This is a genomic window from Streptomyces sp. NPDC088147, assembly GCF_044741565.1.
GTDB lineage: Bacteria > Actinomycetota > Actinomycetes > Streptomycetales > Streptomycetaceae > Streptomyces.
This window is the reverse complement of the sequence record NZ_JBIUSY010000001.1, coordinates 1,201,785-1,227,236: the sequence shown is the minus strand read 5'-3', so window position 1 is coordinate 1,227,236 and position 25,452 is coordinate 1,201,785. Positions and strand designations below refer to the sequence as shown.

The 25,452-nt window shown below is 71.5% G+C and carries 25 protein-coding genes and 1 riboswitch; of the genes, 15 read left to right on the top strand and 10 right to left on the bottom strand.

Annotated elements, in window-relative coordinates; translation table 11 throughout:
• Positions 1-2: 2 nt before the first annotated feature.
• The 4 genes from dxs (at position 3) to ACIOGX_RS04470 (ending at position 4,496) form a co-directional block, all read left to right on the top strand.
• The gene (gene dxs / locus ACIOGX_RS04485) at positions 3-1,973 is read left to right on the top strand and encodes a 1-deoxy-D-xylulose-5-phosphate synthase (RefSeq protein ID WP_401910217.1); all 1,971 of its coding nucleotides are present in this window, start codon (positions 3-5) and stop codon (positions 1,971-1,973) included.
• Positions 1,970-3,361, top strand: a complete 1,392-nt coding sequence (locus tag ACIOGX_RS04480) for an aspartate aminotransferase family protein (protein ID WP_383971584.1) — start codon at positions 1,970-1,972, stop codon at positions 3,359-3,361. Before dxs ends, ACIOGX_RS04480 begins: the two co-directional genes overlap by 4 nt.
• Positions 3,362-3,618: 257 nt before the next feature.
• Complete coding sequence (locus tag ACIOGX_RS04475; RefSeq protein ID WP_356510803.1) at positions 3,619-4,242, top strand: XRE family transcriptional regulator; 624 nt, start codon at positions 3,619-3,621, stop codon at positions 4,240-4,242.
• A gap of 134 nt (positions 4,243-4,376) precedes the next feature.
• The gene (locus ACIOGX_RS04470; RefSeq protein ID WP_037729095.1) at positions 4,377-4,496 is read left to right on the top strand and encodes a DUF6126 family protein; all 120 of its coding nucleotides are present in this window, start codon (positions 4,377-4,379) and stop codon (positions 4,494-4,496) included.
• Between the two features lie 67 nt (positions 4,497-4,563).
• Here the strand turns inward: ACIOGX_RS04470 and ACIOGX_RS04465 are convergent, their stop codons facing one another.
• Positions 4,564-5,376 carry a tyrosine-protein phosphatase gene (locus ACIOGX_RS04465; protein ID WP_383971578.1) on the bottom strand — a complete coding sequence of 271 codons (813 nt, stop codon included), beginning with the start codon at positions 5,374-5,376 and terminating at the stop codon, positions 4,564-4,566.
• A 417-nt stretch (positions 5,377-5,793) separates the two neighbouring features.
• Positions 5,794-5,985: riboswitch (cyclic di-AMP (ydaO/yuaA leader) on the top strand.
• A 4-nt stretch (positions 5,986-5,989) separates the two neighbouring features.
• Between ACIOGX_RS04465 and ACIOGX_RS04460 the strand changes: the two genes are divergently transcribed.
• Both ACIOGX_RS04460 and ACIOGX_RS04455 read left to right on the top strand, forming a co-directional pair.
• On the top strand, positions 5,990-7,033 hold the full coding sequence (locus ACIOGX_RS04460) for a peptidoglycan DD-metalloendopeptidase family protein (RefSeq protein WP_401910213.1): 1,044 nt from the start codon (positions 5,990-5,992) through the stop codon (positions 7,031-7,033).
• A gap of 170 nt (positions 7,034-7,203) precedes the next feature.
• On the top strand, positions 7,204-8,028 hold the full coding sequence (locus ACIOGX_RS04455) for an SGNH/GDSL hydrolase family protein (RefSeq protein WP_356510797.1): 825 nt from the start codon (positions 7,204-7,206) through the stop codon (positions 8,026-8,028).
• Here the strand turns inward: ACIOGX_RS04455 and ACIOGX_RS04450 are convergent.
• Genes ACIOGX_RS04450 through ACIOGX_RS04430 form a run of 5 tightly spaced genes read right to left on the bottom strand, consistent with a single transcriptional unit; the run spans position 8,018 to position 13,207 of the window.
• The gene (locus tag ACIOGX_RS04450; RefSeq protein WP_401910210.1) at positions 8,018-8,911 is read right to left on the bottom strand and encodes an STM4011 family radical SAM protein; all 894 of its coding nucleotides are present in this window, start codon (positions 8,909-8,911) and stop codon (positions 8,018-8,020) included. The two genes, ACIOGX_RS04455 and ACIOGX_RS04450, sit on opposite strands and share 11 nt — an antisense overlap.
• A gap of 5 nt (positions 8,912-8,916) precedes the next feature.
• A complete protein-coding gene (locus ACIOGX_RS04445; RefSeq protein ID WP_401910207.1) occupies positions 8,917-10,269 on the bottom strand; it encodes an STM4012 family radical SAM protein in 1,353 nt (450 codons plus the stop codon).
• Entirely contained in the window at positions 10,266-11,078 is an 813-nt protein-coding gene (locus ACIOGX_RS04440) for an STM4013/SEN3800 family hydrolase (RefSeq protein ID WP_401910549.1), read from the bottom strand. The genes ACIOGX_RS04445 and ACIOGX_RS04440 overlap by 4 nt, the downstream gene beginning before the upstream one ends.
• Positions 11,075-12,250: an STM4014 family protein gene (locus ACIOGX_RS04435; RefSeq protein WP_401759762.1), complete on the bottom strand. Its 1,176-nt coding sequence runs from the start codon at positions 12,248-12,250 to the stop codon at positions 11,075-11,077. The genes ACIOGX_RS04440 and ACIOGX_RS04435 overlap by 4 nt, the downstream gene beginning before the upstream one ends.
• Before the next feature lie 3 nt (positions 12,251-12,253).
• On the bottom strand, positions 12,254-13,207 hold the full coding sequence (locus ACIOGX_RS04430; protein ID WP_401759760.1) for an STM4015 family protein: 954 nt from the start codon (positions 13,205-13,207) through the stop codon (positions 12,254-12,256).
• A 157-nt stretch (positions 13,208-13,364) separates the two neighbouring features.
• Between ACIOGX_RS04430 and ACIOGX_RS04425 the strand changes: the two genes are divergently transcribed.
• The gene (locus ACIOGX_RS04425) at positions 13,365-13,703 is read left to right on the top strand and encodes a hypothetical protein (protein WP_383971561.1); all 339 of its coding nucleotides are present in this window, start codon (positions 13,365-13,367) and stop codon (positions 13,701-13,703) included.
• A gap of 142 nt (positions 13,704-13,845) precedes the next feature.
• Positions 13,846-14,847, top strand: a complete 1,002-nt coding sequence (locus ACIOGX_RS04420; RefSeq protein ID WP_356510785.1) for a DUF6745 domain-containing protein — start codon at positions 13,846-13,848, stop codon at positions 14,845-14,847.
• A gap of 100 nt (positions 14,848-14,947) precedes the next feature.
• Here the strand turns inward: ACIOGX_RS04420 and ACIOGX_RS04415 are convergent, their stop codons facing one another.
• A complete protein-coding gene (locus tag ACIOGX_RS04415) occupies positions 14,948-15,859 on the bottom strand; it encodes a carbohydrate kinase family protein (protein ID WP_356510783.1) in 912 nt (303 codons plus the stop codon).
• A gap of 47 nt (positions 15,860-15,906) precedes the next feature.
• The gene (locus tag ACIOGX_RS04410; protein ID WP_356510781.1) at positions 15,907-16,533 is read right to left on the bottom strand and encodes a TetR family transcriptional regulator C-terminal domain-containing protein; all 627 of its coding nucleotides are present in this window, start codon (positions 16,531-16,533) and stop codon (positions 15,907-15,909) included.
• Positions 16,534-16,838: 305 nt separating this feature from the next.
• On the opposite strand from ACIOGX_RS04410, the gene ACIOGX_RS04405 reads away from it, so the two are divergent.
• Positions 16,839-18,098 carry an MBL fold metallo-hydrolase gene (locus ACIOGX_RS04405; RefSeq protein WP_401910202.1) on the top strand — a complete coding sequence of 420 codons (1,260 nt, stop codon included), beginning with the start codon at positions 16,839-16,841 and terminating at the stop codon, positions 18,096-18,098.
• 147 nt (positions 18,099-18,245) lie between these two features.
• Here the strand turns inward: ACIOGX_RS04405 and ACIOGX_RS04400 are convergent, their stop codons facing one another.
• Positions 18,246-19,043, bottom strand: a complete 798-nt coding sequence (locus ACIOGX_RS04400; protein WP_401910199.1) for a DeoR/GlpR family DNA-binding transcription regulator — start codon at positions 19,041-19,043, stop codon at positions 18,246-18,248.
• Between the two features lie 146 nt (positions 19,044-19,189).
• On the opposite strand from ACIOGX_RS04400, the gene ACIOGX_RS04395 reads away from it, so the two are divergent.
• From ACIOGX_RS04395 to ACIOGX_RS04370, 6 genes are all read left to right on the top strand, one after another.
• A complete protein-coding gene (locus ACIOGX_RS04395; RefSeq protein WP_384773894.1) occupies positions 19,190-20,077 on the top strand; it encodes an SIS domain-containing protein in 888 nt (295 codons plus the stop codon).
• Between the two features lie 324 nt (positions 20,078-20,401).
• Positions 20,402-22,360, top strand: coding sequence for a sensor histidine kinase (locus ACIOGX_RS04390; protein WP_401910196.1), 1,959 nt, complete (start codon positions 20,402-20,404; stop codon positions 22,358-22,360).
• Between the two features lie 7 nt (positions 22,361-22,367).
• Complete coding sequence (locus tag ACIOGX_RS04385; RefSeq protein WP_356510771.1) at positions 22,368-22,805, top strand: roadblock/LC7 domain-containing protein; 438 nt, start codon at positions 22,368-22,370, stop codon at positions 22,803-22,805.
• A 2-nt stretch (positions 22,806-22,807) separates the two neighbouring features.
• The gene (locus ACIOGX_RS04380; protein WP_356510769.1) at positions 22,808-23,179 is read left to right on the top strand and encodes a DUF742 domain-containing protein; all 372 of its coding nucleotides are present in this window, start codon (positions 22,808-22,810) and stop codon (positions 23,177-23,179) included.
• Positions 23,157-23,822: a GTP-binding protein gene (locus ACIOGX_RS04375; RefSeq protein ID WP_401910192.1), complete on the top strand. Its 666-nt coding sequence runs from the start codon at positions 23,157-23,159 to the stop codon at positions 23,820-23,822. Before ACIOGX_RS04380 ends, ACIOGX_RS04375 begins: the two co-directional genes overlap by 23 nt.
• A gap of 13 nt (positions 23,823-23,835) precedes the next feature.
• Entirely contained in the window at positions 23,836-24,366 is a 531-nt protein-coding gene (locus ACIOGX_RS04370) for a GAF domain-containing protein (RefSeq protein WP_356510765.1), read from the top strand.
• A 33-nt stretch (positions 24,367-24,399) separates the two neighbouring features.
• Here the strand turns inward: ACIOGX_RS04370 and ACIOGX_RS04365 are convergent, their stop codons facing one another.
• Positions 24,400-25,449, bottom strand: coding sequence for a LacI family DNA-binding transcriptional regulator (locus tag ACIOGX_RS04365; RefSeq protein ID WP_401910546.1), 1,050 nt, complete (start codon positions 25,447-25,449; stop codon positions 24,400-24,402).
• Positions 25,450-25,452: the final 3 nt, after the last annotated feature.

The window sequence follows — 25,452 nt, the reverse complement described above, 5'->3', positions numbered from 1 at the left end:
GCGTGTCAGTCTTGGAGAATATCCGGGGGCCGCGCGATCTCAAGGCGCTGAGTGAAAGCGACATCGGTGAACTGGCCGAGGACATCAGACAGTTCCTGATCCAGGCGGTCGCCAGAACCGGCGGCCATCTCGGGCCCAATCTCGGGGTGGTGGAGCTGACCATCGCCCTGCACCGGGTCTTCAATTCGCCTGTCGACCGAATTCTGTGGGACACCGGCCATCAGAGCTATGTCCATAAACTCCTCACCGGCCGACAGGACTTCTCCAAACTGCGCGGCAAGGGCGGCCTGTCCGGTTATCCCTCGCGCGCGGAGTCCGCACACGATGTCATCGAGAATTCGCACGCCTCGACCGTTCTCGGCTGGGCCGACGGACTCGCCAAGGCCCGTGAGGTGCTGGGCGGCGAGGACCATGTCGTCGCGGTCATCGGGGACGGGGCGCTCACCGGCGGGATGGCCTGGGAGGCACTGAACAATATCGCCGCGGCCAAGGACCGGCCCCTGATCATCGTGGTCAACGACAATGAACGGTCCTACGGTCCGACGATAGGCGGACTCGCCGATCACCTCGCCACTCTCCGTACCACCGACGGCTACGAGAGCGTCCTGGCCTGGGGCAAGGAGGTACTCCAGCGCACCCCCGTGGTGGGCCGGCCGCTGTACGGGTCGCTGCACGGCGCGAAGAAGGGGTTCAAGGACGCCTTCGCCCCGCAGGGCATGTTCGAGGACCTCGGTCTCAAGTACGTCGGACCGGTCGACGGACATGACACCGCCGCCCTGGAATCGGCGCTGCGGCGCGCGAAACGCTTCCACGGACCCGTACTGGTGCACTGTCTGACGGAGAAGGGGCGCGGCTACGCGCCGGCGCTGGAGCATGAGGCGGACCGCTTCCACACGGTCGGCGTGATGGATCCGCTGACCTGCGAGCCGCTGGCACCGCCGGGCGGCCCGACCTGGACCTCGGTGTTCCACGACGAGATCGTCGCCATCGGCGAGGAGCGGCCCGATGTGGTGGCGATCACCGCGGCCATGCTGCACCCCGTCGGGCTGACGAAGTTCGCCGAGCGCTTCCCGGACCGGGTCTGGGACGTGGGGATCGCCGAGCAGCACGCGGCGGTCTCCGCGGCGGGGCTCGCCACGGGCGGGCTGCATCCGGTCGTCGCCGTCTACGCCACATTCCTCAACCGCGCCTTCGACCAGCTGCTGATGGATGTCGCCCTGCACCGGTGCGGCGTCACGTTCGTACTCGACCGGGCCGGGGTCACCGGGGTCGACGGGGCCTCGCACAACGGCATGTGGGACATGTCGGTCCTTCAGTGCGTACCCGGGCTGCGGATCGCGGCGCCGCGCGACGCGGGACAGCTGCGGGCGCAGCTGCGCGAGGCGGTGGCCGTGCACGACGCGCCGACGGTCGTCCGGTTCGCCAAGGAGTCGGCGGGCGCCGGGATCCCGGCCGTCGGACGCGTGGGAGGGATGGACGTCCTGCGCCCCGCGGCGGACGCGAAGGTGCTGCTCGTGTCGGTGGGGGTGCTCGCGCCCGTGTGCCTCCAGGCGGCGGAGCTGCTCGCGGAGCGCGGTATCGGCTGCACGGTGGTCGACCCGCGGTGGGTCAAGCCGGTCGACGAACAGCTCGCCCCGCTGGCGGAACGGCACCGGCTGGTCGCGGTCGTCGAGGACAACAGCCGCAGCGGCGGGGTGGGTTCGGCCGTCGGACAGTCGCTGCGTGACGCCGGGGTGGACGTACCGCTGCGGACCTTCGGTATTCCCGAGGAGTTCCTCGCCCACGCCAAACGGAGTGAGGTGCTGGCCGACATCGGTCTCACCCCGGTGGAGATCGCGGGCCGGATCGGCGCGGCCCTGGCTCGTCACGAGAGCCGGGCACGCGTGGGGAAGCCGGCGAGCGAGCGGAACCCGGCGGGCAGGGAGAACACGGCAGGCAGGACGAGCCCGGCAGGCAAGGAGAGCGCGGAATGACCGAGCCCACGGGTTTCGACCTGTCGCGGCTGCTCGCCGAGCGCGGCGCCGAGCGCTACGAGCTGTACACCAAGCACCTCAACCACCAGCTCCCGCGCATGCTGCACACCATCGGCTTCGACCGGTACTACGAGCGGGCCGAGGGAGCCTACTTCTGGGACGAGGAAGGCAACGACTATCTGGACATGCTCGCCGGCTTCGGCGTCATGGGTCTCGGCCGGCATCACCCCGTCGTACGCAAGGCGCTGCATGACGTCCTCGACGCCTCGCTCGCCGATCTCACCCGCTTCGACTGCCAGCCGCTGCCCGGACTCCTCGCAGAGAAGCTGCTCGCCCACTCCCCGCATCTGGACCGGGTGTTCTTCGGCAACAGCGGTACGGAAGCGGTGGAGACGGCGCTGAAGTTCGCGCGGTACGCGACCGGGAAGCCCAGGATCCTGTACTGCTCGCACGCCTTCCACGGGCTCACCACGGGCGCGCTGTCGGTCAACGGCGAGGACGGCTTCCGGGACGGCTTCGCACCGCTGCTGCCCGACACCGCTCTCGCGCTCGGCGATCTCGACGGTCTGGAGAGAGAGCTCGCGCGCGGCGATGTGGCCGCCTTCGTCGTCGAGCCGATCCAGGGCAAGGGCGTCCACGAGACACCGCCCGGATTCCTGCGCGCCGCCCAGGAGCTGCTGCGCAGGCACAAGGCGTTGCTCATCGTCGACGAGGTGCAGACCGGGCTCGGCAGGACCGGTGACTTCTACGCGTACCAGCACGAGGAGGGGGTGGAGCCGGATCTCGTCTGTGTGGCCAAGGCGCTCTCCGGTGGCTACGTACCCGTCGGCGCGACCCTCGGCAAGGACTGGATCTTCAAGAAGGTCTACTCCTCGATGGACCGGGTGCTGGTCCACTCGGCGAGCTTCGGATCCAACGCCCAGGCCATGGCCGCGGGTCTGGCCGTGCTCTCCGTGATGGAGGACGAGAACGTCGTGGCCAACGCGCGGGCCACCGGGGATCTGCTCCGGTCACGGCTGGCCGCGCTCGTCGACCGCTATGAGCTGCTGTACGAGGTACGCGGCCGTGGCCTGATGATCGGCATCGAGTTCGGCCGGCCGCACTCGATCAAGCTGCGCGGCCGGTGGACCATGCTCCAGGCGGCCCGCAAGGGACTCTTCGCGCAGATGGTGGTCGTACCGCTGCTCCAGAAGCACCGGATCCTCACCCAGGTCTCCGGCGACCATCTGGAAGTGATCAAGCTGATTCCGCCGCTGACCATCGGGGAGAGGGAGGTCGAGCGCTTCGTGGACGCCTTCACGGCGGTCATGGACGACGCCCACGGCGGTGGCGGACTGATGTGGGACTTCGGCCGGACCCTGGTGAAGCAGGCCGTGGCCAACCGCTAGGGCGTGTTGCGAAAGTCCCGCCTGGCCCGCGACGCCCGGCACGCACGCTCGCGGCGTTGTCGGGATCATCCCAGTACGTCCAGTACTGGGGCGACCCTCCGCCTTGCGATCGCACGCACCGGACGCCGCAGGCCCCGCCCTGCGGGCGGACGGCGCTACTTTCGCAACACGCCCTAGGGCCCGGTCCGGGATTCCGAGGGATTTGCCTCCGAGGTAAGAAATTTGCCTCGGAGGAAAGTTCCTGGCGCAATGGACGTATGAGCACCCCTCCCGCCGGAGAGGCCGGCGAAGACCTGTCCGGGCAGCTGCCCGATGTCGCACCCCGCCTGCGCGACCTGCGCCGCGGCCGGCGGCTCACCCTGGAGACCGCCGCCCGGCGGGCCGGGCTCTCCCCGGCCCATCTCTCCCGGCTGGAAACCGGTCGTAGACAACCGTCGCTCCCGATGCTGCTGAGCCTCGCCCGTATCTACGGTACGACTGTCTCCGAGCTGCTCGGGGAGATTCCGCCGGAACGGGACCCCATCGTCCGGGCCGACCGGATGGAACCGGTCGAGGCCGACGGCTGGACCTACTACCAGGCGGGCGGCTCGGGCCGGGCCATGCAGCCGCTGCGGCTCCAGGTCCCGTACGGGGCGCAGGGCGACCTCGTCCGCGTACACCCGGGTGAGGAGTGGCTCTATGTCCTCGAAGGGCGGCTGCGGCTGACCCTCGGGGACGCCGTACACGTGCTCGACCCCGGGGACAGCGCGCACTTCGACTCGCTCACCCCGCACCGGATCGCGGCGGCCGGACCCGAGGGGACCGAGCTGCTCTTCGTCCATACCCTGCTGCAGAGCCCCGCCGCCGAGCTGTGCCTCGGCGCCGGGGCCCATCGCCGCTGACCTGCTGAGAGAGGTCTGCCACCATGCCCGAGTCAGAGAACCCCGTGCCGGAGAACCCCGTGTCGGCGAATCCCGTGCCGGAGAACGCCGTGCCGGTGAATCCCGTGTCGGTGAATGCCGCGCCCGGTCATGTCATGAAGGAGGAGGGGAAGTTCCCCCGCGGGCTGGTCATCCGGCTCTTCGCCTATCTGATCGCCGGCCATCTCTTCGCGGCGTTCCTCTATCTGCTCTTCGAGATGGGCGCGCGGGGGTAGCGGCTCGGGTGGCGGCCCGAGGGGTGACGGCTCGGGGGGTGGCGCTGTCGCCGTCGCCGTCGCTCGCTCAGCTCTGGTCGAGCAGGCGGGCGCGGAGCCGCTCGCGGGTCTCGGGGGCGAGCCCGAGACCCTCGGCCAGATAGCGGTCGGTGGTGCCCCAGGTCTTCTCGATGGTCTCGAAGGCCGCAGCGAGGTACGCGGCGCGAGCGTCGAAGAGCGGACTGAGGAGCTCCATCACCTCCGAGGACATCCCGGCGGCCGAGCTGTCGCTGCGCCGGATCGGGTAGCGGCGGTGCGGGTCGTTCGACTTGAGGTAGTCGGCCTCGATCGCCTCGGGCTCCACCCCGACGGCGAGCAGGGACACCGCGATGGAGAGCCCCGCCCGGTCCTTGCCCGCCGCGCAGTGCATGAGCGCGGGGACGCTGTCCTCGGCGAGGGAGTGCAGGACGCGGCTGTGCTCGGCGGTGCGTTCCGTGATGATCGTCCGGTACGAGTCGATCATCCGGTTGGCCGCCTTGCCGTCCGAGAGGATCGAGCGCAGCTGGTCGAGATCGCCGTCCCGCACCATCAGCCAGAACTCGGCGCCGTCCGCCGGATCGGTGAGCGGCAGGTTCACATTGCGTACGCCGGGCAGCTCCACGTCCGCGCCGTCGAGCTTCAGATCGGCGCCGTTGCGGAAGTCGAAGATGGTGTGCAGGCCGAGGGAGGAGAGGAAGGCGGCGTCGGCCGGGGTGGCGTTGGCGAGATGCCCGCTGCGGAAGAGCCTGCCGTGGGCCACTCGTCGGCCGTCCGTGGTCGGCAGCCCGCCCACGTCGCGGAAGTTGCGCACGCCGGACAACTCGGGCTCTGTCGACGGGACCTGCGGCAGCTGCTGCGTCACGGCGTGCTCCTCCGTGTCTGCCGTCGGCGCGGCTCGCCGACGATGTCGATTCCCGACCCTACGACATTTGTTCCTCAGGCAACCTGTGGCAATCAGCCCAGCGCCCGAGGGGGCAGAAGCGCACTATTCGGACACTCGGCGTCGATGAATATCGCCCACATGCCCATCTGTCCGGAATGGGTGGTTCCGTATAACCTGCCCCGGTCGCAGGGGAGATGGGTTCGGGCCAGTGAGCAGGATCATATCCGTGACGTTGCGTGGTGGTATCGAGAAGAGGAATTCCTTCCCCGTAAGGAAATTGAAGACCGGAATCCACGCAGGGTGACCGGATAACCCGGGCGATATCCGGAACGGCTGCGACCGCCGGAATACGACATCTTGTTCCGGCCGTCCGACTCGCTTACCTTCAGCCTCAATCCGAGCGGATCGCCGAATCCTGCCGCCGCTTGGAATTCGCATCCACCCATCAACGCGTGGCAGGAGCGGGGGACCCAGGTAGTACGCCGGTCCGGAACCTCGGACGGCTTGGGGTGAAGTCGCGCACCACGCGCGGCCGGGCAGCTCCAGTCCGAACCCGACAGCTCACCTCGCAGGCGCCGGAGAGGAATTCGCCATGCCCGCGAAGGGTAAGCACCGCCGTCCCAAGAACAACCCCATCTCGCGCGGATTCATCGCCGCCGGCACGGGTGGCGCGGCCATCGCGCTTCCGCTCATCGGCGCCACCGGCGCGCACGCCGCGGAGAAGGCCGCTCCCGCCACCGCTCCGCAGGCCGCCGTTCCCGCCTCGGCGCACACGGCCCAGAACCTGTCCGGCGCCCAGCAGCGGGCCGAGACGAAGCAGACAGCCGCCCGAGCCGCCGCCACCAAGGTCGCGAGGACCTACACCGTGGTCGCCGGGGACTATCTCTCCAAGATCGCCGTCGAGCACCATGTCCGCGGCGGCTGGCACCGGCTGTACGAGGACAACCGGGAGGCCGTCGGCGACAACCCGTCGCTGATCCACCCCGGCCTCAAGCTGACCCTCGGCGCGAGGGCCGCGGCGAGTTCCCCGTCCGAGACCCCGGCGGAGCCCTCCAGCTCCTCGGCCGACTCCGCCTCCTCGTCCGCCGACTCCTCCTCGGCCGACTCCGCCGCCGCCTCGACCGACGACTCCGCGTCCGACGACTCCGCGTCGAGCGGCTCGACGGACGAGTCCGCCGCCTCGACCACCGAGCAGGCACCCGCCCCCGACACCGCGGAGCCGAGCACCGGTTCCGGCTTCACCGCGCCGGTCGACGGACCCACCTCCACGCCGTACCGCGCCTCCGGCGCCAGCTGGTCCAGCGGCTACCACACCGGTGTCGACTTCTCGGCGTCCTCGGGCACCCCCGTCAAGGCGGTCGGCGACGGCACGGTCGTGACGGCCGGCTGGGGCGGCTCGTACGGCAACCAGATCGTCATCCAGCACAGCGACGGCATGTACTCGCAGTACGGCCACCTGTCGTCCCTGGAGGTCTCCGCGGGCGACAGCGTCAGCGCGGGCCAGGAGATCGGACTTTCCGGTTCCACCGGCAATTCCACCGGACCGCACCTGCACTTCGAGATCCGCACCGGCCCCGAGTACGGCTCGGACGTCGACCCGGTGGCCTACCTCCGGGAGCACGGCGTCAACCTCTGATTCGTCAGATCACGTCAGCCCATTCCGCTGCCCGGCACTTTCCGTGCCGGGCAGCGGCGGTTTTCTGCTATTCCCGCTTGGTCGAATCTTGACCGATGGCATATCTCACCCGGCGTCAACCCCTCCTTACGGTCGCGTAGGTCACATCTGTCGGGGAATGATGTGGTGCTGTGGCAGACGATTCGAGATCAAGAAGAAATGGCGTACTCGGGTCGTACGCGGCGATCGGCGACAGCTTCACCGAGGGGGTGGGAGATCCGGGCCCCGACGGGATGTATGTCGGCTGGGCGGACCGGTTCGCGGTCCTGCTCGCCGACCAACTGCCGGTCTCGGGTCCGACGGACAACACCCCCCACGGCGATTTCCGGTACGCCAATCTCGCCGTACGCGGCCGGCTCCTCGACCAGATCGTCGACGAACAGATACCGCGCGCGAAGGAACTCGCCCCGGATCTGGTGACGTTCTGCGCCGGCGGCAATGACATCATCCGGCCCGGCACCGATCCCGACGATGTCGCCGAGCGTTTCGAGCGGGCCGTCGCCGATCTCTCCGGCGCCGTCGGCACGGTCATGGTGACCACCGGCTTCGACACCCGGGGCGTGCCCGTGCTGCGCCATCTGCGCGGCAAGATCGCCACGTACACCGCCCATGTACGGGCCATCGCGGACCGCTACGACTGCCCGGTGCTCGATCTCTGGTCGCTCAAGTCCGTCCAGGACAGGCGTGCCTGGGACGGCGACCGGCTGCATCTGTCACCCGAGGGGCACACGCGCGTGGCGTTGCGCGCCGCGCAGGTCCTCGGCCTCGATGTGCCCGCCGACCCGGACCAGCCGTGGCCGCCGCAGCCCCCGCGCGGAACGCTGGAGGTGCGGCGCGACGACATCCACTGGGCGCGCGAGTATCTGGTGCCGTGGATCGGGCGACGGCTGCGCGGCGAGTCGTCCGGCGACCACGTCGCGGCGAAACGCCCTGACCTTCTGCCCCTCAAGCACTGACCCGGGGAGGCTTCCCGCCCGGGGTGGGTCCGGCCGGCCGTATCCCCGCGGGGATACGCTCCAGCACCCCTCCGGCGAAGACGTCGTACAACGGCAGCGTCTCCAGATGCACATAGCCGATATGGCAGTCGCACACCGCCAGCGGGCACGCCCGCGGAGCGAGCGCCCGCCGGTAGGACCCGTCGTAGAGATTGCCCAGCTCGGCGCGGACGAAGTGGCAGCGCCGCACCGTCCCCTCGCCGTCCACCGAGATCACCGACTCGCCCGTACGGCAGGGCAGACCGGCCGAGCGATGCGGGCTGCGGCTGTAGGGGAAGAGCGGATCGAGAGCCGTCCAGCGGTCGGCCTCCTCGTCCGTATAGCCGTGCCCCTCGGCCGCGTTGATCCAGAGATACACCTGCTCGGGCAGGTCCGCGCGCAGCCGGCGGGCGTGCTCCAGATGGTCCGGCAGACCGACGACCCCCACACTGAACCGGATCGACCGGTCCGCCAGCTCATGGGTCTTCGCGAGGAAGCGGTCGTAGGGCGTCTGGCCCGGGTGGTACGTACACCACAGGGCGAGCTTCGCGGGATCGGCGTCCGCCAGCCAGTCCGTGCGGCAGCTGAGATTCGTCTGGACCGCCACGCGGCCGATGTGCGGCAGCCGCGACAGCTCGGTGAGAGCGCGCCGGTACCAGGAGCGCACCAGCCCTTCGCCCCACGGGGTGAACAGCACCGACAGCCTGTCCTCCCGCTGCTCCGACGCCCAGGCGGTGAAGCGCTCCAGGGCGGCCCGGTCCGCGCGCAGTTGATCCCGGCTGTCGCGGCGCTTGGCGAACGGGCAGTACGGGCAGTCGTAGTCGCAGGAGGCGAGCGGGCCGCGGTAGAGGATCGTCAGGTCCACGGGGCTCACTTCCTCTCGTACGCGGCCATCGCGGCCCGTACGGCGGGGGAGAAGAGCGCGGGACCCAGCGCGTCCGAGTACGCGAGCCCCTCGGGGGAGAGGCGCAGCAGTCCGGCCGGCGCGCTCTCGTCGAGCCAGCCGAGGGCTGCGAACCGGGCCAGCTCGGCGGGGAAGTCCTCGGCGGGGCCGGAGCCGAACCGCTCGCGGTAGCCGGCCTCCGCCATCCCCTCGGCCTGGAGCAGGGACTGGAGAAGATGACGGCGGCGCGTCTCGTCCTCGTCGATCCGGCGGCCGACCTCCGCGCGGGAGAAGTCCTCCGTCGCCGTGTAGGTGTCGATGATGCCGCGTATCTCGCGCATGTCGACCGCGTAGTCGAAGGAGTAGTGGAGCGCGGAGGTGTAGGAGCGGGCCCCGCAGCCCAGACCGATCATCCCGTCGGTCTGGCACGCGTAGTCGTCCGCGCCGGCGTCCTCGGACGGGACGTCCGGACGGCGGAACATACGCATCGACGTCTGCTCGTAGCCGTGGGCGAGCAGCTGGTCGCGGCCCTGCCGGTAGAGCCGCAGCCGCTGTTCGTCCCAGGCGGCGTCACCGCCGGCGCCGAGCCGGTCGAGGCCCGTGAGCGGACGTACGTACAGGGGGTAGAGATACAGCTCCTCGGGCCGCCAGGCGAGCGCGGCATCCAGGGACTGGCGCCAGCTCGCCTCCGTCTGGCCGTCGATGCCGTAGATCAGATCGATGTTCAGCACGGGGATCCCGGCGTCCCGGATGCGGCCGAGCGCGGCCTCGACCTCGGCGCGGCGCTGTGGGCGTACGGCGGCCTTCGCTTCCGCGTCGACGAAGCTCTGGACGCCGATGCTCAGCCGCGTGGCACCCCGCTCGGCGAGCACCGCCAGCCGGTCGGCGGTGGCCGTGGCGGGGGAGGTCTCCACGGAGAGCGGGACGGCCCGCAGGTCGGCCCCCATCCGTTTCTCCGCGATGTCGCACAGCCGGTCCAGCTCGTCCGCGTCCAGATAGGTGGGCGTGCCGCCGCCGAAGGCCGCCGTGGCGAACCGCGCGGTGTCCGCGCCGCCTTCCGCGTCCGCCAGGGCGTCGCGCACGGCGGTCGCCTGCCGGTCGAGCGCGTCGAGATAGCGCGTCGTCAGTTCGCCGGGGGCGCCGATCCGGGTGAAGAGATTGCAGAAGCCGCAGCGGACCTCGCAGAACGGTATGTGCAGATAGAGGGAGAGCGCGTCCTTGCGTTCACCGGCCCACAGCCCGCGCAGCGCCGGGCGGTCCTCCAGCGGGCGGTAGGCGGTCTTGTGCGGATAGGCGTAGACGTAACTCTCGTACGGACGAGGTGCGAGGGTGGTGCTCATCGGGCTGTCCCGCTCTCCAGGAAGAAATGGGCGTACGGCACGGTCCAGACCACCTCGTGGCCCAGACGGTGGCCGGTCCAGCCGTCGTCGCCGTAGGCGGTGCCATGGTCGGAACAGACGATCGTGAAGCAGCGCCGACGGCTGCTCGCGGCGGCGAAGAGCCGGCCGATATGGCGGTCGACATACTCCAGCGCGGCGGCGTGCGTGGCCCGCGAATCGCCCGCCTCGCGGGTGGCACCGGGCAGATGGAACCAGTTGGGCTGGTGCAGCGCCGCCACATTGACGAACAGGAACAGCCGCTGGTCGGGCCCCAGACCGGCGACGACCTTCTCCGCGCGGTCGACCTGGGACTCGAAGGAGGTGGGGGAGGCCACGCCGAACTCCGGCTCCCAGTGGCTCTCCTGGAACATCCCGGGCAGTACGGAACCGAGCGCGCCCCGCTGGTTGAAGAAGCCGACCCCGCCCAGGCACACCGTGCGGTAGCCGGCCGCCGCGAGACCGGAGACCAGATCCGGCGTGTCATACACAAAGGTCCGGTCGGCCGTGGTCTCGCTGCCGCCGAAGCGCGCGGCGAACAGCCGTGGATGCGGACCCGGCGTGGCGGGGGTGGGCAGAAATCCGGCGAAGATCGCCTGATGCGAGGCGTAGGTGAAGCTTCCCGGCGCGTGGCGCTTCTCCCAGCGGCCGTCCGGGAGATACCGGGCGAGGTGCGGAATGCGGCCCGCGGCGGCCAGTTCCTCCGCGACGTCGAAGCGCAGTGTGTCGAGGGTGACGAGCAGGAGATCGTCCCGCCCGACGACCTCGTTCATGTCAGGTGTCCGCACACCGGCTCCTCGGTCGTCCGTCGGGTCGTACGCGCCGGCAGGGCGGCGAGCTGCGCCGCGTACGTGTCCAGGCCCTCGGCGCCGCCGCCGGGCAGACCCGTGAGACCGGGCAGCAGATCGCCGAAGGCGTTGACCTCGCCGACGGCGTACCGCCGCCAGCTCGGGGCGGGCAGCAGATCGACACCCACGCAATGGGTCAGGGGGAAGCGGTCGGCCGCCGCCTCAGCGAGGGCGAGAGCCGTGGAGAGGCTGCCGCCGGACGACGTGATGACGGCGCGGGCCGCGTCGAGATCCCCGCGCTTCCCGCCCAGATGGAGGTTGGTCATGGGCGACCGGCTGGTCCGTACGACCACGTGCGTGGCACGGCCCGCGACGACCACCACCCGCAGATCGGCCGACCGGCCGTCCAGGACGCCCTTCGGCACCCACTGCTCGATATGCAGTCCGTCGGGCGCGAGGGTGTCGATGATCGCGGCCACGTCGCGCTCGCTGGTGTAGTCCCGGACCCGCAGGGAGTTGAAGAGGCGCCCCGCGCCGTCCCGTTCGACGGAGGTGAGGGCACGCACCCGGCCGGGACCCGCCCTCTCGACGGCGAGGACACCGGAGGCCGACGAGCCGTGGGCGATCTTGACGAAGGCGCGGCGGAGTCCTGCCCCGGCCATCAGGGCGCGCACATCGTCCCAGCCGGACACGGCCGGGCCCTCGGGGCCCGAGGTGGGGGACACGGGAACGCGCACCCCCGCCGCGTCCAGCACGCCATGGCACAGCCGCTTGTCGAAGAGGACCGCCAACTCGCCGGGATCGTCCAGCGGATCGGCTCCGGCCGCGGAGACGGCCCGGCCGAGGTCCCGGGCCGCCGCCATGAACCGCTCGTACCAGCGGGCCGTGCCTTCGACGCGGGTCGGATCGTCCACGTCGCGCAGCAGCCGGTCCACCTCCGGGTCCTCACCCGGGGAGTCGAGCCGTACCGTCTCCCCGGGCGCGAACCGCGCCCGGCCGTCCAGCACATCGCGCCAGGCCACCTCGCGGGCGGGGGCCAGCCCGGCGGCCCGGACGGCGTCCTGGAACAGGGACACGCGGCGGTTGCCGGGGACCCCGACCACGACCAGCTTCGGATCGGCGCCCGCCGGGGGCGCGTCGCTCAGGTCAGGGGCCATCCGTTACTCCGCCACCGCGGTGTAGCGGTGCTCGACGCCGTCCGACTCGCGGTCCGGCTCCGTGCTCTCGGAGAGGTCGATCTCGACACCGGCCGCGCCCAGCGTGTCGAGGAGACGCTTCCGCATCGCCTCGCCGAGGTAGTTGTGGTGCAGATCGAGCTTCTTGAGATGGCTGAGCGGCTGGCCGCCGAGGAGAGCCTCCGCGCCGTCGTCGCCGAGCGTGCCCATCGAGAGATCGAGTGTCTCCAGCCCGGCCACGACCGGGGCGCCGGCCAGTGCCCCGGCGATCTCGTCCTGTATCTCGCTGTTGCGCAGCGCCAGCGACCGCAGCCGGGGCAGCCGCGCCCCGCCCAGGATCGGCGCCAGATCGGCCGTGTTGGCGTTCGCGCCGTACCACGACGTGCCGAGCCAGAGGTCGAGGTGCTCCAGCTCGGGGAAGTCGCTCGCCGCGACGGACCGCACCACCTCGGCGTCCAGACCGCCCGTCTCGATGGTGAGAGAGCGCAGCCGCGCGTGCCGGACGGCGGGGAAACGCAGGTCCTGGCCGCCGCGGACACCGAATTCCAGCAGCTCGGGGAAGGCGTCGAGCAGCGGGGTCACCAGCCCCTGGTTGATCCAGGAGATCTCGCACTCCATGAAGGTGATGTCACCGAGGAACAGCGCGCGCAGGGCGGGCAGCCGGTCGCGGGCGGCGACGAGGGCCGAGATCACCTCGTCGGGGCCGGACTCGTAGGCATCGCTCCACGATCCGACGATCAGCGCCCGGACCTCGGTGGTGTCCACGGATGCGGTGAAGCGCGCGAACGCCGCCTCCCACTCCTCCTCGGCGTCGTACGAGTCGACCGAGATGCGCCAGGCCACGGTGGCCGGGTCGGGGAGCTCCGCCGTCGTTTCCGCTGCGGGGAAGTCGAACGCGGGCAGGCCGTAGAACTCCCGCAGATGGTTCGAAATGGCCATGACGAACGCTCCAGACACCTGTGACATGTGATCGGCTGATGTGGAGCAGTTCTACCAGCGGCCACTGACAACACCCGCCGCAGGGCCGATTGTCAGACCCTCCCCTTAGCGTCGTTCACAGGTCGGCGCACCGGCGCCGCTGGTCGAGGGGAGAGCCATGTTCCGGCAGGGAGACGTCCTGATCGTGCCCGTCGCGGAGGAGACGGTGCCGCCGCGCGTTGTGGACGCCGCGCGCACCCCGGGAGAGCCGAGGGACGCGCGGGGGCGACTGGTCCTGGCCCTCGGCGAGGTCACCGGCCACGCCCACGCGGTGGCCGGACCCGGCCGGCTGGTCCGAGAACCGGGCGACGAGCTGGGACCGATGTTCCTCCATCTCCCGGAAGGCGGACGGGTGGTGCACGAGGAGCACGCGGCGATACCGCTGCCCAAGGGGTGGTTCCGGGTGGTGCGCCAGCGCGAGTACCTGCCGGGCGCGGTGCGCATGGTCGCGGACTGAGCGCGGCGGACAGCGCCCGGCACGCCCCCCGCGGCGGGCCGCGGGGCGACGGACAACAGCGGTCCAGCGGTACGCGGACGGCGGACAGACAGGGGGACGGGCATGACAGGGGACGGGAATGACATCGGATGGGGTTTCGGGGATGAGTGACGTGAGTACGTGGCGGGCGGTCGCGGCGGCGACGGGGGAGACGGACAGGGCCGCCGCCGAGCGGGGGGTGCGGCTCGCCTACCGCCGGGCGGGCCTCGCGGAGCCCGAGCGGATCATCTGGGCCGGCTCGCCGCTGGCCGGCGCGCGGACCGCCCGGTCGCTCGGCGACGCGGGCCGGTCCGTGCGTGACGAGGTGCGCACCTTCCCGTGGGCCGAGGAACGGCGCAGGGTGCACGACGAGTTGGGACCGGCGGGCTGGGCCGCGCACTGGAACGCGACCGGCGCCCGGCTGTGGGACACCACCCGGGCGCTCGCCGAGCGGATACGCACCGGAATCGTGGAGAGCCTCGCCGACCGGCCCGCCGAGGCGGCCGAGCTCCGCGCGGTGCTGCTCGACGCGGTTCTCGGCCAGCAGGACGCGGCCTGGCTCGCCGCGTTCGACGGCCGCAGCGAACGCCTCGAAGGACTCGCCGAGGTGGCACGGCACGCCGGCTGGTGGTGGCCGTACGAGCGCGCCGTGGTGATCTGCGAGCGTCCCGTCGCGCTGTACCGCGACGAGGCGGGCCGGCTGGACCGCGGTGACGGCCCCGCGCTCGCCTACCCGGACGGCTTCGCCCTGCACGCGTGGCGCGGGATGCCCGTACCGGCCGAGTTCCTCGCCGGGCTGCCGTCCCTCACCCCCGAGCGCATCCGTACCGAGGCCAATGCGGAACTGCGCCGCGTGATGCTGGAGTACTACGGCTACGACCGCTATCTGAACGAGTCGGGAGCGAGGCCCGTCCACAGCGACGAGACCGGTGTGCTGTGGCGGATCGCGCTGGACGGCGACGAGGATGTCGCGATGGTCGAGGTCGTCAACTCGACACCGGAGCCGGACGGTACGTACCGCACCTACTGGCTGCGCGTGCCGCCCACCATGTCCACGGCGAAGGCGGGGGTCGCCTGGACCTTCGGGGTGGAGGAGGAGGCGTACGCGCCGGTGCGGCAGACCTGAACGGAGCGTCCGCCGGTGGGGGAGGCGTCGTCGTCGGGGGTGCGTGGTGACCGGGGGGCGGGGCGGCCGGACCGGTGGCTCGGGCCGCTGGACCGCGTGTTCAGGCCGCGAGCAGCGCGTCCCGTCCGATCAGCGCCTCGTTGCCCTCGCCCGTACAGGCATGGGCACCCGCCACGGCGCCGAGCCGGGCGCACTCCTCCAGATCGCGCCCGGCCAGCCGCCCGTACAGGAAGCCGCAGACGTACGCGTCCCCCGCGCCGTTGGAGTCCACCACCGGCGCGGGCGGGACGGTCGCCCTGACCGGGCGCGGCGTCCGGCTCCCCTCACGGCTCATCACATACGAGCCGCCCGCGCCCGCCGTCGCGACGACCGCCTCGGCCCGGCCCTCGCGCAGGATCTCCCGCATCACCGAGGCGATCCGCTCGCTCGCCCCGGCGGCGCTGAGGAACACCAGGTCGGACCGGAAGGCGAAGTCCCGGTGATAGTCGGAGAGACCGTCCCAGTCGTGCAGATCGGTCGAGACCGGGACACCCAGCGCCTCGATGTCGTCATAGAGGAACCGGGCGAAGTTGGTGATCGACAGATGGACATGGCGCGCGCGTTCGAGATGGGGCAGATAGAAGTCGCGCGGCATCCGCAGATCGTCCGGGTCCCTGGCGTCATGGAAGGACATCCGACGGCCGGTCTTCTCCACGAGATTGACCGCGCGCCGGGTGCCCGCCGGGGAGTGCAGGGCCTCGAAGTCCACATCACCCCGGGCGAGCCGCTCCCGGACCTGTTCGCCGGTCCAGTCGTCCCCCAGGTAGTCGAGGAACTTGACGTCCAGGCCGAGATTCCGGCAGCCGAGCGCCACATTGCCGCCGGTGTGCCCCGGCCATTCGAGGATCGGCCCCACCGAGACCGCGTCGGCGAGTGGCACCGGCAGCGAGTCGACCCGGACGACGGTATCCACCCCGCTGCCCCCGACGACCAGCACATCATGATGGAGCTGGTCGGTCCGCTGCTGCGCCACGATCTCCCTTTCCGCTGCCTGAGGTCTGTACGTGTGTCCGTGCGGCTCTACATTCCGGGGCCGGGTCTTCCGAAGGCCGTGCTGTCCAGCCCCAGTTCGCGGGCGAGGGCCTCGTCGGCCCACTCCAGCATGGTGGCGCGCGGCAGTGAACCCTCGTACGACGTCATCTGAACCGCGAGGCCGTCCAGCATGGCGGTCAGTCGCCAGGCCGCCGACACCGGGTCCGCGCAGTGGAATTCGCCCGCCGCCGAGCCCTCCGCGATGACCTCGGCGAGCGCCGCCTTCCACTGCTGGTCGAGAGCGCCCGCCACCTCACGCAGCGCGGGGTCGCGCAGCGCCGCCGCCCAGCTCTCGATCCACAGCCGCCACCCCTTGGCCTCCCCGGCAGGCGCGTACCAGCGGACCGCGCCGTGCAGCCGTGCCAGCGCGCTGTCGCGCCGGCCGAGCAGCGCGCGCAGCTGGTCGAGATCGCCCCGTGCGGCATGGGCGAAGGCCTCGGCGACCAGCTTCTCCTTCGTGGAGAAGTGATAGAGCACCAGCGCGTTGCTGACGCCGAGCACGGCGGCGACATCGGAGATCCGCACGGCGGCGACGCCCCGTGCCTCGATCTGTTCGACGGCGGCGCGCAGCAGGTCCTCGCGCCGTTCCGCCACACTCAGCCGCACTCTCGCCACGACGCCACCCTACCGAGACCGGCCCCCGCGTCTCACCCGTACCAGCCGTACCGTTGCGCGACGAACGGCAGACGGCCGCCGGCCGTCGCGACGACCACCGGGTCACGGCCGGGGTCACGGCCGGGGTGCGTGCCGGGGAGATCACCCGACTCGGGGGGCGTAGCCGGGAATCCCGGGGGCAGTGACGACGTTGGACGTGCGTACGCCGGCCCGGGTGGGGCACCCGATCGCATCCGATCGACTCGACCCGCACCGATGTACACACCCGGACATAATGGGACGACACCGAACCTCCAGGAGGTGCTGTGACAGGCGCTGGTTCCCCCCTTTCGTTGCGCTCCCGGCTGCGCTCGCTGCGACCCGCGGCCTTCGGGGCCGATTCGGCGGGCGAGCGGCTGGAGCGGATCCACCGCTCGCCGAACTTCGTCGACGGGGTGTTCCAGAACCCGGTGGGGGCCAGGACCAGACCGTCCGGCGCCTCGGGACTGGAGTTCGCGAAGATCTACTTCCAGAAGGAAGCGCGGGCCCGGCGGTCGCCGATCGGCACCATTCCCGTGCACTCCACCACCCTCGCGGACCTCGCCGCGCCCCCGGTCTCGGGCCTCCGCCTCACCTGGATGGGGCATTCGAGCGTGCTCGCCGAGATCGACGGCCGGCGCGTGCTCTTCGACCCCGTCTGGGGTGAGCGGTGTTCGCCGTTCGCCTTCGCGGGGCCGAAGCGGCTGCACCCGGCGCCCGTCCCGCTCGCCTCCCTCGGTCCCGTCGATGTCGTCGTGATCTCCCACGACCACTACGACCACCTGGACCTGCCCACCATCCGGGCCCTCGCCTCCACGGACACGGTCTTCGCCGTACCGCTCGGTGTCGGCGCCCATCTGGAGAGGTGGGGCGTGCCGGCGTCCCGGCTGCGCGAACTCGACTGGAACGAGTCCACCGAGGTCGCCGGTATCCGGCTGACCGCCACCCCCGCCCGGCACTTCTGCGGCCGCGGGCTGCGCAACCAGCAGCACACACTCTGGGCGTCCTGGGCCGTGGCCGGTCCCGAGCACCGGATCTACCACAGCGGGGACACCGGCTACTTCCCCGGATTCCGCGACATCGGCGCCGAGCACGGCCCGTTCGACGCCACCATGATCCAGATCGGCGCGTACAGCGAGTACTGGCCCGATATCCACATGACCCCGGCCGAGGGCATGCGCGCCCATCTCGATCTCCAGGGCGGCCGTCCGTCCGGCGTGATGCTGCCCATCCACTGGGGTACGTTCAACCTCGCCCCGCACCCGTGGGCCGAGCCCGGCGAGGGCACGGTCACCGCCGCCGCCGAAGCGGGTGCCGGGATCGCGCTGCCGCGCCCCGGCCAGCCCTTCGAGCCCACCGGTGACGAGGTTCCCGACGCCCCGTGGTGGCGCTCCGTGGCCGCCGTGCCGGCCGGGGGCTGGCCCTCCGTGACCGCGCGCTCCGCCGCCGGGGCTCCGGCGGCGACGGTGGGTACGGCGGGCGACACCACCGGCAAGGGTGACGGCGGGAAAACGGAGGAGACGGCCGAGACCACGTCCTCCGCGTAGGCGCGCGGGCCCCACGCGAGGGGCGGGCAAGGGCGGGGCGGCAGCGGGAGAGAATCCCCGGGGCTCGGGGGGGGGCTCGGGATCCGGGGGCCGGGATGCGGTCCCCGCCCTCATGGCTCACATGGGTCCTGGTGTCCGCTCGGACGCTCAGACCTGGACGACATGTACCCCGCGCTCCTCGAACCGGCGCGCCCACTCCGGCGCGCCGGAGTCCGTGATGAGCGTCCCGATGTCCTCCACCGGGCAGATCCGCGCGAACGCGCGGGCGCCCAGCTTGGAGCTGTCCGCCACCACGACCAGCGTCCGCGCCCGCTCGGCGAGCAGCGCGTTGATACTCGCCTCGTGCTCGCTGTGGGCACCGGCGCCCGCCTCCGTGTCGACGGAGTCCGCGCCGATGAAGGCGATGTCGAGGCTGACCTCGCCGATGATGTGCCGGGCGAGCGGCCCGACGAGTTCGTACGACTGGGGCATCGCGACCCCGCCCGTCGTCACCACCTTGATGTGCGGCCGGACCGCCAGCTCATGGGCGATGTTCAGCGCGTTGGTGACGATCGTGAGCGCGGGCTCCTCGGCCATCCGCTCCTCCGCCGTCCCCCGCAGCTCACCGCGGGTGGCGAGGGCTCTGGCCACCTCCGAGGTGGTCGTGCCGCCGTTCAGCCCGACCACCATGCCGCGTTCGGTCATCGCCGCGGCGGCGCGCGCGATGCGCTCCTTCGCCGAGGCGTGCCGTACCGCCTTGTACCGCAGTGGCAGTTCGTACGCGACGGAGTGCGCCACCGCCCCGCCCCGGGTGCGCGTCACCAACTGCTGCTCGGCGAGGTGATCGAGGTCGCGGCGGATGGTCGCCACGGACACCCCCAGCTCCGCGGCGGCGGCCTCGACCTCCAGCTGATGCCGCTCGGTCAGCAGCTCAAGCAAGGTCGTATGCCGCTCATGGCGATTCACCGTAACCCCCTCGGTCCCGTGGAGCCTCGATCCTATGTGCTCGCGACCTCGTTCCAATTGCTTGTTTGTGATTGAAAGTGTCGTCTAGCATGCAGAAACAATCATACGGTTCGAGAGTCGCAGGGCTCAGGGGAGTGGGGACGCACATGACGCATGTGGAGACGGAACTGGCCAGTCAGCCCGAGTGCTGGCGCCGGGCGGCGGCCCTGGCCGAAGGGGTACGCGACAAGCTGCCGGAGCCGGGTGAGCGCACGGCCGTCGTCGGCTGCGGCACCTCGCTGTTCATGGCCCGTGCCTACGCCGGGCTGCGGGAGGGGGCGGGGCTGGGCGAGACCGACGCGTTCGCCGCCTCCGAGTTCCCCGCCGGCCGCCGCTACGACCGGATCGTGGCGCTGACCCGGTCGGGGACGACCACCGAGGTGCTGTCGCTGCTCGCGGACGTCCGCGGCACCGCCCGTACGACCGCGATCACCGCGGACCCCGGGACGCCGGTGCGTACGGCCGCCGACGATCTGGTCGTACTGGACTTCGCGGACGAGCGGTCCGTCGTCCAGACGCGCTTCGCCACCACCGCGCTCACGCTGCTCCGCGCGCACCTCGGGCTGCACCCGGACGCGGCGGTGGCGGACGCGGAGACGGCCCTCGCGGAGCCCCTGCCCGCCGGGGTGACCGAGTGCACGCAGTTCACGTTCCTCGGCCGGGGCTGGACCGTCGGGCTCGCGGAGGAGGGCGCGCTCAAGATGCGGGAGGCGGCGCTGGCCTGGACCGAGGCGTATCCGGCGATGGAGTACCGCCACGGTCCCATCAGCATCACGACCCAGGGGACGGCCACATGGGCGCTCGGGCCGGCTCCCGAGGGGCTTGAGGAGCAGGTACGGGCGACCGGCGGGCTGTGGGTGCCGGGGACGCTGGACCCGCTGGCCGAGCTGGTACGCATCCAGCGGCTCGCCCTCGCACTGGCGGACCGGCGCGGTCTCGACCCGGACAGTCCGCGCCATCTCAGCCGCTCCGTGATTCTGTCGCCGTCCTCCTGAGGATTCCGTTGCCGTCCTCCTGAGCTTCTTTCCCCCTTCTTCCCTCTCGCGTGGAGTCGTCTCTCGCGTGGAGACGTTCGGCCCGGTGCCTCGCACCGGGCCGAACGTCGTATTTCGCGCTGATGTGCGATGCCTCATACCGGAGCGGGATGCTCTGTGGGGAACTTCGTCAACTGCCCACCGCGAGGGAACGCTTGGCGACTACCGTAAGTGCTCGGTGATCAACGGAGGGCGTACGCGGTATGCGCAGGTCCTGCCGCTGTCGCCGGAATCGCACCACCCGCACGACGCCGCTTCCTGGGGCCCGACGTACCGAGGACACTGATGTCTCAACTTCGCGCACCCGTCGCGCGGCCGGAGCGCCGCGAGGGCGGGCGGCACGGCAGGCCGGGCTCCCGCCCGTTCCCGTCCCCGGCCAGGACGGACACGCCGACACCGCCGGACGCCCGCATACGGCCTCAACTGCTGCGCACCGCCGTCCTTCCGGCGATAGTCGCGGCGCTCAGCGGCGCCGCCGCCGTCGTGCTCATCCTGCGCTCCACCGCGGCGGAACCGACCGTCGCGCTCTGGACGGCGCTGTTCGGCATGGCGCTGCTCGCCTTCGCCGCCATCGCGGCGGCCGCCCTCGGCGCGGAACGTACCGCGAAGTCCGTCCTGGACCGCTGCAACGCGATGCGTCGCTCCAGCGCGCGCGGGCAGGCCGAGCTGCTCGCGGTCGTCGAGCAGCTCCGGCGGGGCGAGCGGGTGCCCGTACGCCCCGCACCGGCCCCGCCCGCGGTTCCCGGCGGTGACGAATTCGATCTGCTGGCACAGGAATTGGGCCGCTCCCGGGATGCCGCCGTCGCCGCCGTGGTGCAGGCGTCCCGGCTCTCCAGCAGCGTCGGGGACGAACAGAAGGTGGAGGTCTTCGTCAATCTGGCCCGCCGGCTCCAGTCCCTCGTCCACCGGGAGATCCAGCTCCTCGACGAGCTGGAGAACGAGGTCGAGGACCCGGAGCTGCTGAAGGGCCTCTTCCACGTCGACCATCTGGCGACCCGTATCCGCAGGCACGCCGAGAACCTCGCCGTTCTCGGCGGGGCGATCTCCCGGCGCCAGTGGAGCAGGCCGGTCACCATGACGGAGGTCCTGCGCTCGGCCATCGCCGAGGTCGAGCAGTACCCGCGGATCAAGCTCGTACCGCCGATCGACGGCACGCTGCGTGGCCATGCCGTGGCCGATGTCATCCATCTGCTGGCCGAACTGGTCGAGAACGCCACGGTCTTCTCCTCCCCGCACACCCAAGTGCTGCTGCGGGCGCAGCATGTGACGGCGGGTCTGGCCATCGAGGTGGAGGACCGGGGCCTGGGGATGCCGTTCAACGAGCAGAAGAAGATGAACGGACTGCTCACCGACCCCGACCAGGTCAATGTCGCGCATCTGCTCCAGGACGGGCGGATCGGGCTCTTCGTGGTGTCGGCCCTGGCGCGCAGGCACGGCATCGCCGTACGTCTCCAGTCCAATATCTACGGCGGGATCCAGGCCGTACTGGTTCTGCCGCAGGCGCTGCTCGGCTCCGACGGCTCCGACCGGCCGGACGAGCGGAACGGCGAGCACCAGACGTACGGGACGCGGCCTCAGTCACCGCTGCCATCACAGCCCTCGCGGCCGCAGATGTACGAGGCGCAGCCCCAGCCCCCGTCGCAGCAGCCGCAGCCCCCGTCCCGGCCGTCGCAGTCCCCCCAGCCGCCGCCGCTGCCGCAGCAGCCACCGCCGCCCCAGCCGGGACCGACACCACCCCTGGGCGCCCCCGCCCCGCTCCCCGTACGTGACGCGGGCGCCGAACGCCCCACCCCCGCCGCCGCGCGCCCCGGCGCCGTCCACCCCGACCGGCGGCGACCGCCCGCCGCACCGGACCCGGCCCGCCCGCGGGTCGAGCCTCTCGGCGACGGCACCATCCACGCCACCGCGAGCCGGCCCCAACTGCCCAGACGCCGCGGCCAGGAGCACATGGTCCCGCAACTGCGCGAGGCCCCGCCCCCGCCGCCGTCCGCCGAGGAGGCCGTGCTCCACGACCCCGGCCTGATGGCCGCCTTCCAGCGGGGCATCGGACTCGCCGAATCCCAGCCCGTCCGCCCATCGGCCTCCGTACCCGACCCGTTGACCGATCCCTTGACAGGTCCGTCGACCGGTCCGCTGCCGGATCCGTCGACCGGTCCGCTGCCGGACCTCCTGCCCGCCCCGCTGTCCGAGTCCCTCGCGCAACCGCCGGAACCGCGGCGCCACGACACCACCCCCAAGGAGTAGATGCACCATGGCGAGCGATGTGCCGACCGGCCATGCCTCCGACCTCGACTGGCTGTTGAGCGGTCTGGTCCAGCGAGTCCCGTACACCCGAAGCGCGGTGCTGCTCTCCTCCGACGGTCTGGTGAGGTCCGTGCACGGCCTGGACCCCGACAGCGCCGATCACATGGCGGCGCTCGCCTCCGGCCTCTACTCGCTGGGCCGCAGCGCCGGGGCTCGGTTCGGTGACGGCGGGGAGGTCCGTCAGGTCGTCGTGGAACTCGACTCGACCCTGCTCTTCGTCTCCACCGCGGGCTCGGGCACCTGTCTCGCCGTGCTGGCGGGCCGTGAGGCGGACGCCGCCGTCCTCGGCTACGAGATGGCGATGCTGGTCAAGAGCGTACGGCCGTATCTGGTCACGCCGCTCAGGCACGAGGCCGGTTTCTCGCCGAGCGTCGCGGGGCACTGACGGTGCCGCTTCCGACGGACGGGCCGTGGCTCGACGACGCGGCCGGCCGGCTCATCCGCCCGTACGCCGTGAGCGGGGGCCGGACCCGGCCGACCACAGCTCTGGACCTGCTCACGCTGGTCATGTCCACGGGATCGGGACCCCAGACGCATCTCGGGCCCGAGCACGCCCATGCCGTCGGCCTCTGCCAGGGACCGACCTCCGTCGCGGAGGTCGCGGCACATCTGCGGCTTCCCGTGACGGTCACCAAGGTGCTGCTCTCCGATCTCGTGGACTGCGGGGCGATCACGGCACGGCCGCCCCACAGCTTCGACCACCCCACCGATCGATTCCTGCTGGAGGCAGTCCTCGATGGTCTACGACGACAGCTCTGACGCACTCGCCGCCCCAGTCGCCCCTGCCGCTTCCACCGCCCCCACGGCTCCCGTCGCGTCCGTCGTCCCCGCGCCCTTTCCCACCGCGCTGAAGGTCCTGGTCGCCGGCGGTTTCGGGGTCGGCAAGACGACGTTCGTGGGGGCCGTCAGCGAGATCGCGCCGCTGAGTACGGAGGAGCTGCTGACCCAGGTCAGCGCCGCGACCGACGATCTGACGGGCGTCGAGGCCAAGACATCGACGACGGTCGCCATGGACTTCGGCAGACTGACGCTCGACGAGCGCCATGTGCTGTATCTGTTCGGGACGCCGGGGCAGGAGCGCTTCTGGTTCATGTGGGACGAGCTGTCGCGCGGCGCGCTCGGTGCGATCGTGCTGGCCGACACCCGGCGGCTGGACTACTCCTTCTCCGCGGTGGACTTCTTCGAGCGGCGCGGGATCGGATTCGTCGTCGCCGTCAACGAGTTCGACGGCTCGTACCGCTATGAGCCGGAGGAGGTGCGGGCCGCGATCGATCTCAAGCCGGAGGTGCCGATCGTGCTCTGCGACGCGCGCATCGCCAGTTCCGGGATCCAGACGCTCGTCACCCTCGTCCAGCATCTGATCACCGCGACCCCGGCGCCGCCCGCGGCCCCCTCAGAGTGACGGAGCTCCGCGTATGACGTACGACCCGATCGGCCGTCTGCTGCTCACCCCCGTCGACCGTGAGGCGCCCGACCGTGTGGTCCGGCTGCGCGGGCTCGGGCTGGGGGAGCGCGCCGAACCGGCCTTCGACGCCGTCGCCCAGCAGCTGGCCCAGCTGACGGGCGCTCCGTACGCGATGGTCAACTTCATCGACGAGGAGCGGCAGTTCTTCGCCGGGCTGCACGCTCCTCCGGGCGCCGGGAGGGAGCGGTTCATGGCCCGTGACCACGGCTACTGCCCCTATGTGGTGGTACGGCACAAGGCGCTGGTCCTGGAGGACGTACGGGACTTCCCCCGGTTCGCCGGGAACGCGCTGGTCGACGAGACCGGCATCCGCTCGTATCTCGGGGCTCCGCTCATCGACCGTACGGGGATGGCGCTCGGCACCGTCTGTGTGGCCGACACCGAGCCGAGGCGGTGGGGCCGGACCGGTCTCGACACCATCAAGTCCTTCGCCGCCGAGTTGATGGCGCAGATCCACCGCAGGGAGGATGGGCTGATCTGACCGTGCTTTCCGATGCCGTGTGGTGAGGGACCGTCAGCAGGAGTCCCAGAGCGGGGTGGTGGTGGGTGACGGTGGCGCGGTGCTGGCGCGCAGGACGACTTCGCCGCCGACCCGCAGCACCCGCGAGCGCGCTCCACGCGGCTCCCGCAGCGCGAGCGAGATCACGCTCTCGCCCATGGCGGTGAGCGGCAGGGCGACGGTCGTGAGCGGAGGAGTCAGCTCCCGTACGAGCGGGATGTCGTCGAAACCGGCGAGCGACAGATCCTCCGGCACCCGTAGACCCGCCTCCCTGAAGGCGGCGAGCGCCCCCACCGCCATCACGTCCGTCACCGCGAAGACACAGGTGGGGCGGGGGCGAGCCGGGCCGTCGAGCAGTTCGCGGGCCGCCGTGTAGCCGCCGTCGCGGGTGAACGCGCCGTGGACGACGGACCCGGGCCTGAGGACGACCCCGGCCTCGCCGAGCCCTTCCCGGAACCCGGCCAGCCGGTCGGAGACCGTGGTGAGTTCGCGCGGCCCGCTGAGGACCCCGAACTCCCGGTGCCCCAGGGCCAGTAGGGCGCGGGCGAGCGCCGCGGCCCCGGCACGGTTCTCGGGAAGCACGGCGTCGGCGCGCAGACTCCGGTGCCGGCTCACCACGGCGACGCGCCCGCCCGCGCGGATGTACGGAGCCACCTCGGCGGCCAACTTCCGTTCCCAGGACGGGTCCTGGAAGCCCGAGCCGATCAGCAGGATGGCGCGGGCCCGCTGGGCGCGGAGCATCGAGACATAGGCGATCTCCCTGGCTGGCTCCCTGAACGTACTGGCGAGCATGACCAGGACGTCCTGTTCGGCCGCCGCCCGCATCACCCCGCCCGCGATCGCGGCGAAATACGGGTCGCCCACATCGTGGCAGATGAGCCCCACCGTATTGCTGGAGGCGCTGGCGAGGGCCTGGGCATGGGCGTTGGGGATGTAACCGAGCAGATCGGCCGCCGCGTGCACCCGTTGGCGCAGTTCCTCGCGGACTCTCGTCGTGCCGTTCAGCGCTCTGGAGGCCGTCGCCAGGGAGACGCCCGCGCGGCGGGCGACGGCCTCCAGTGTCACATG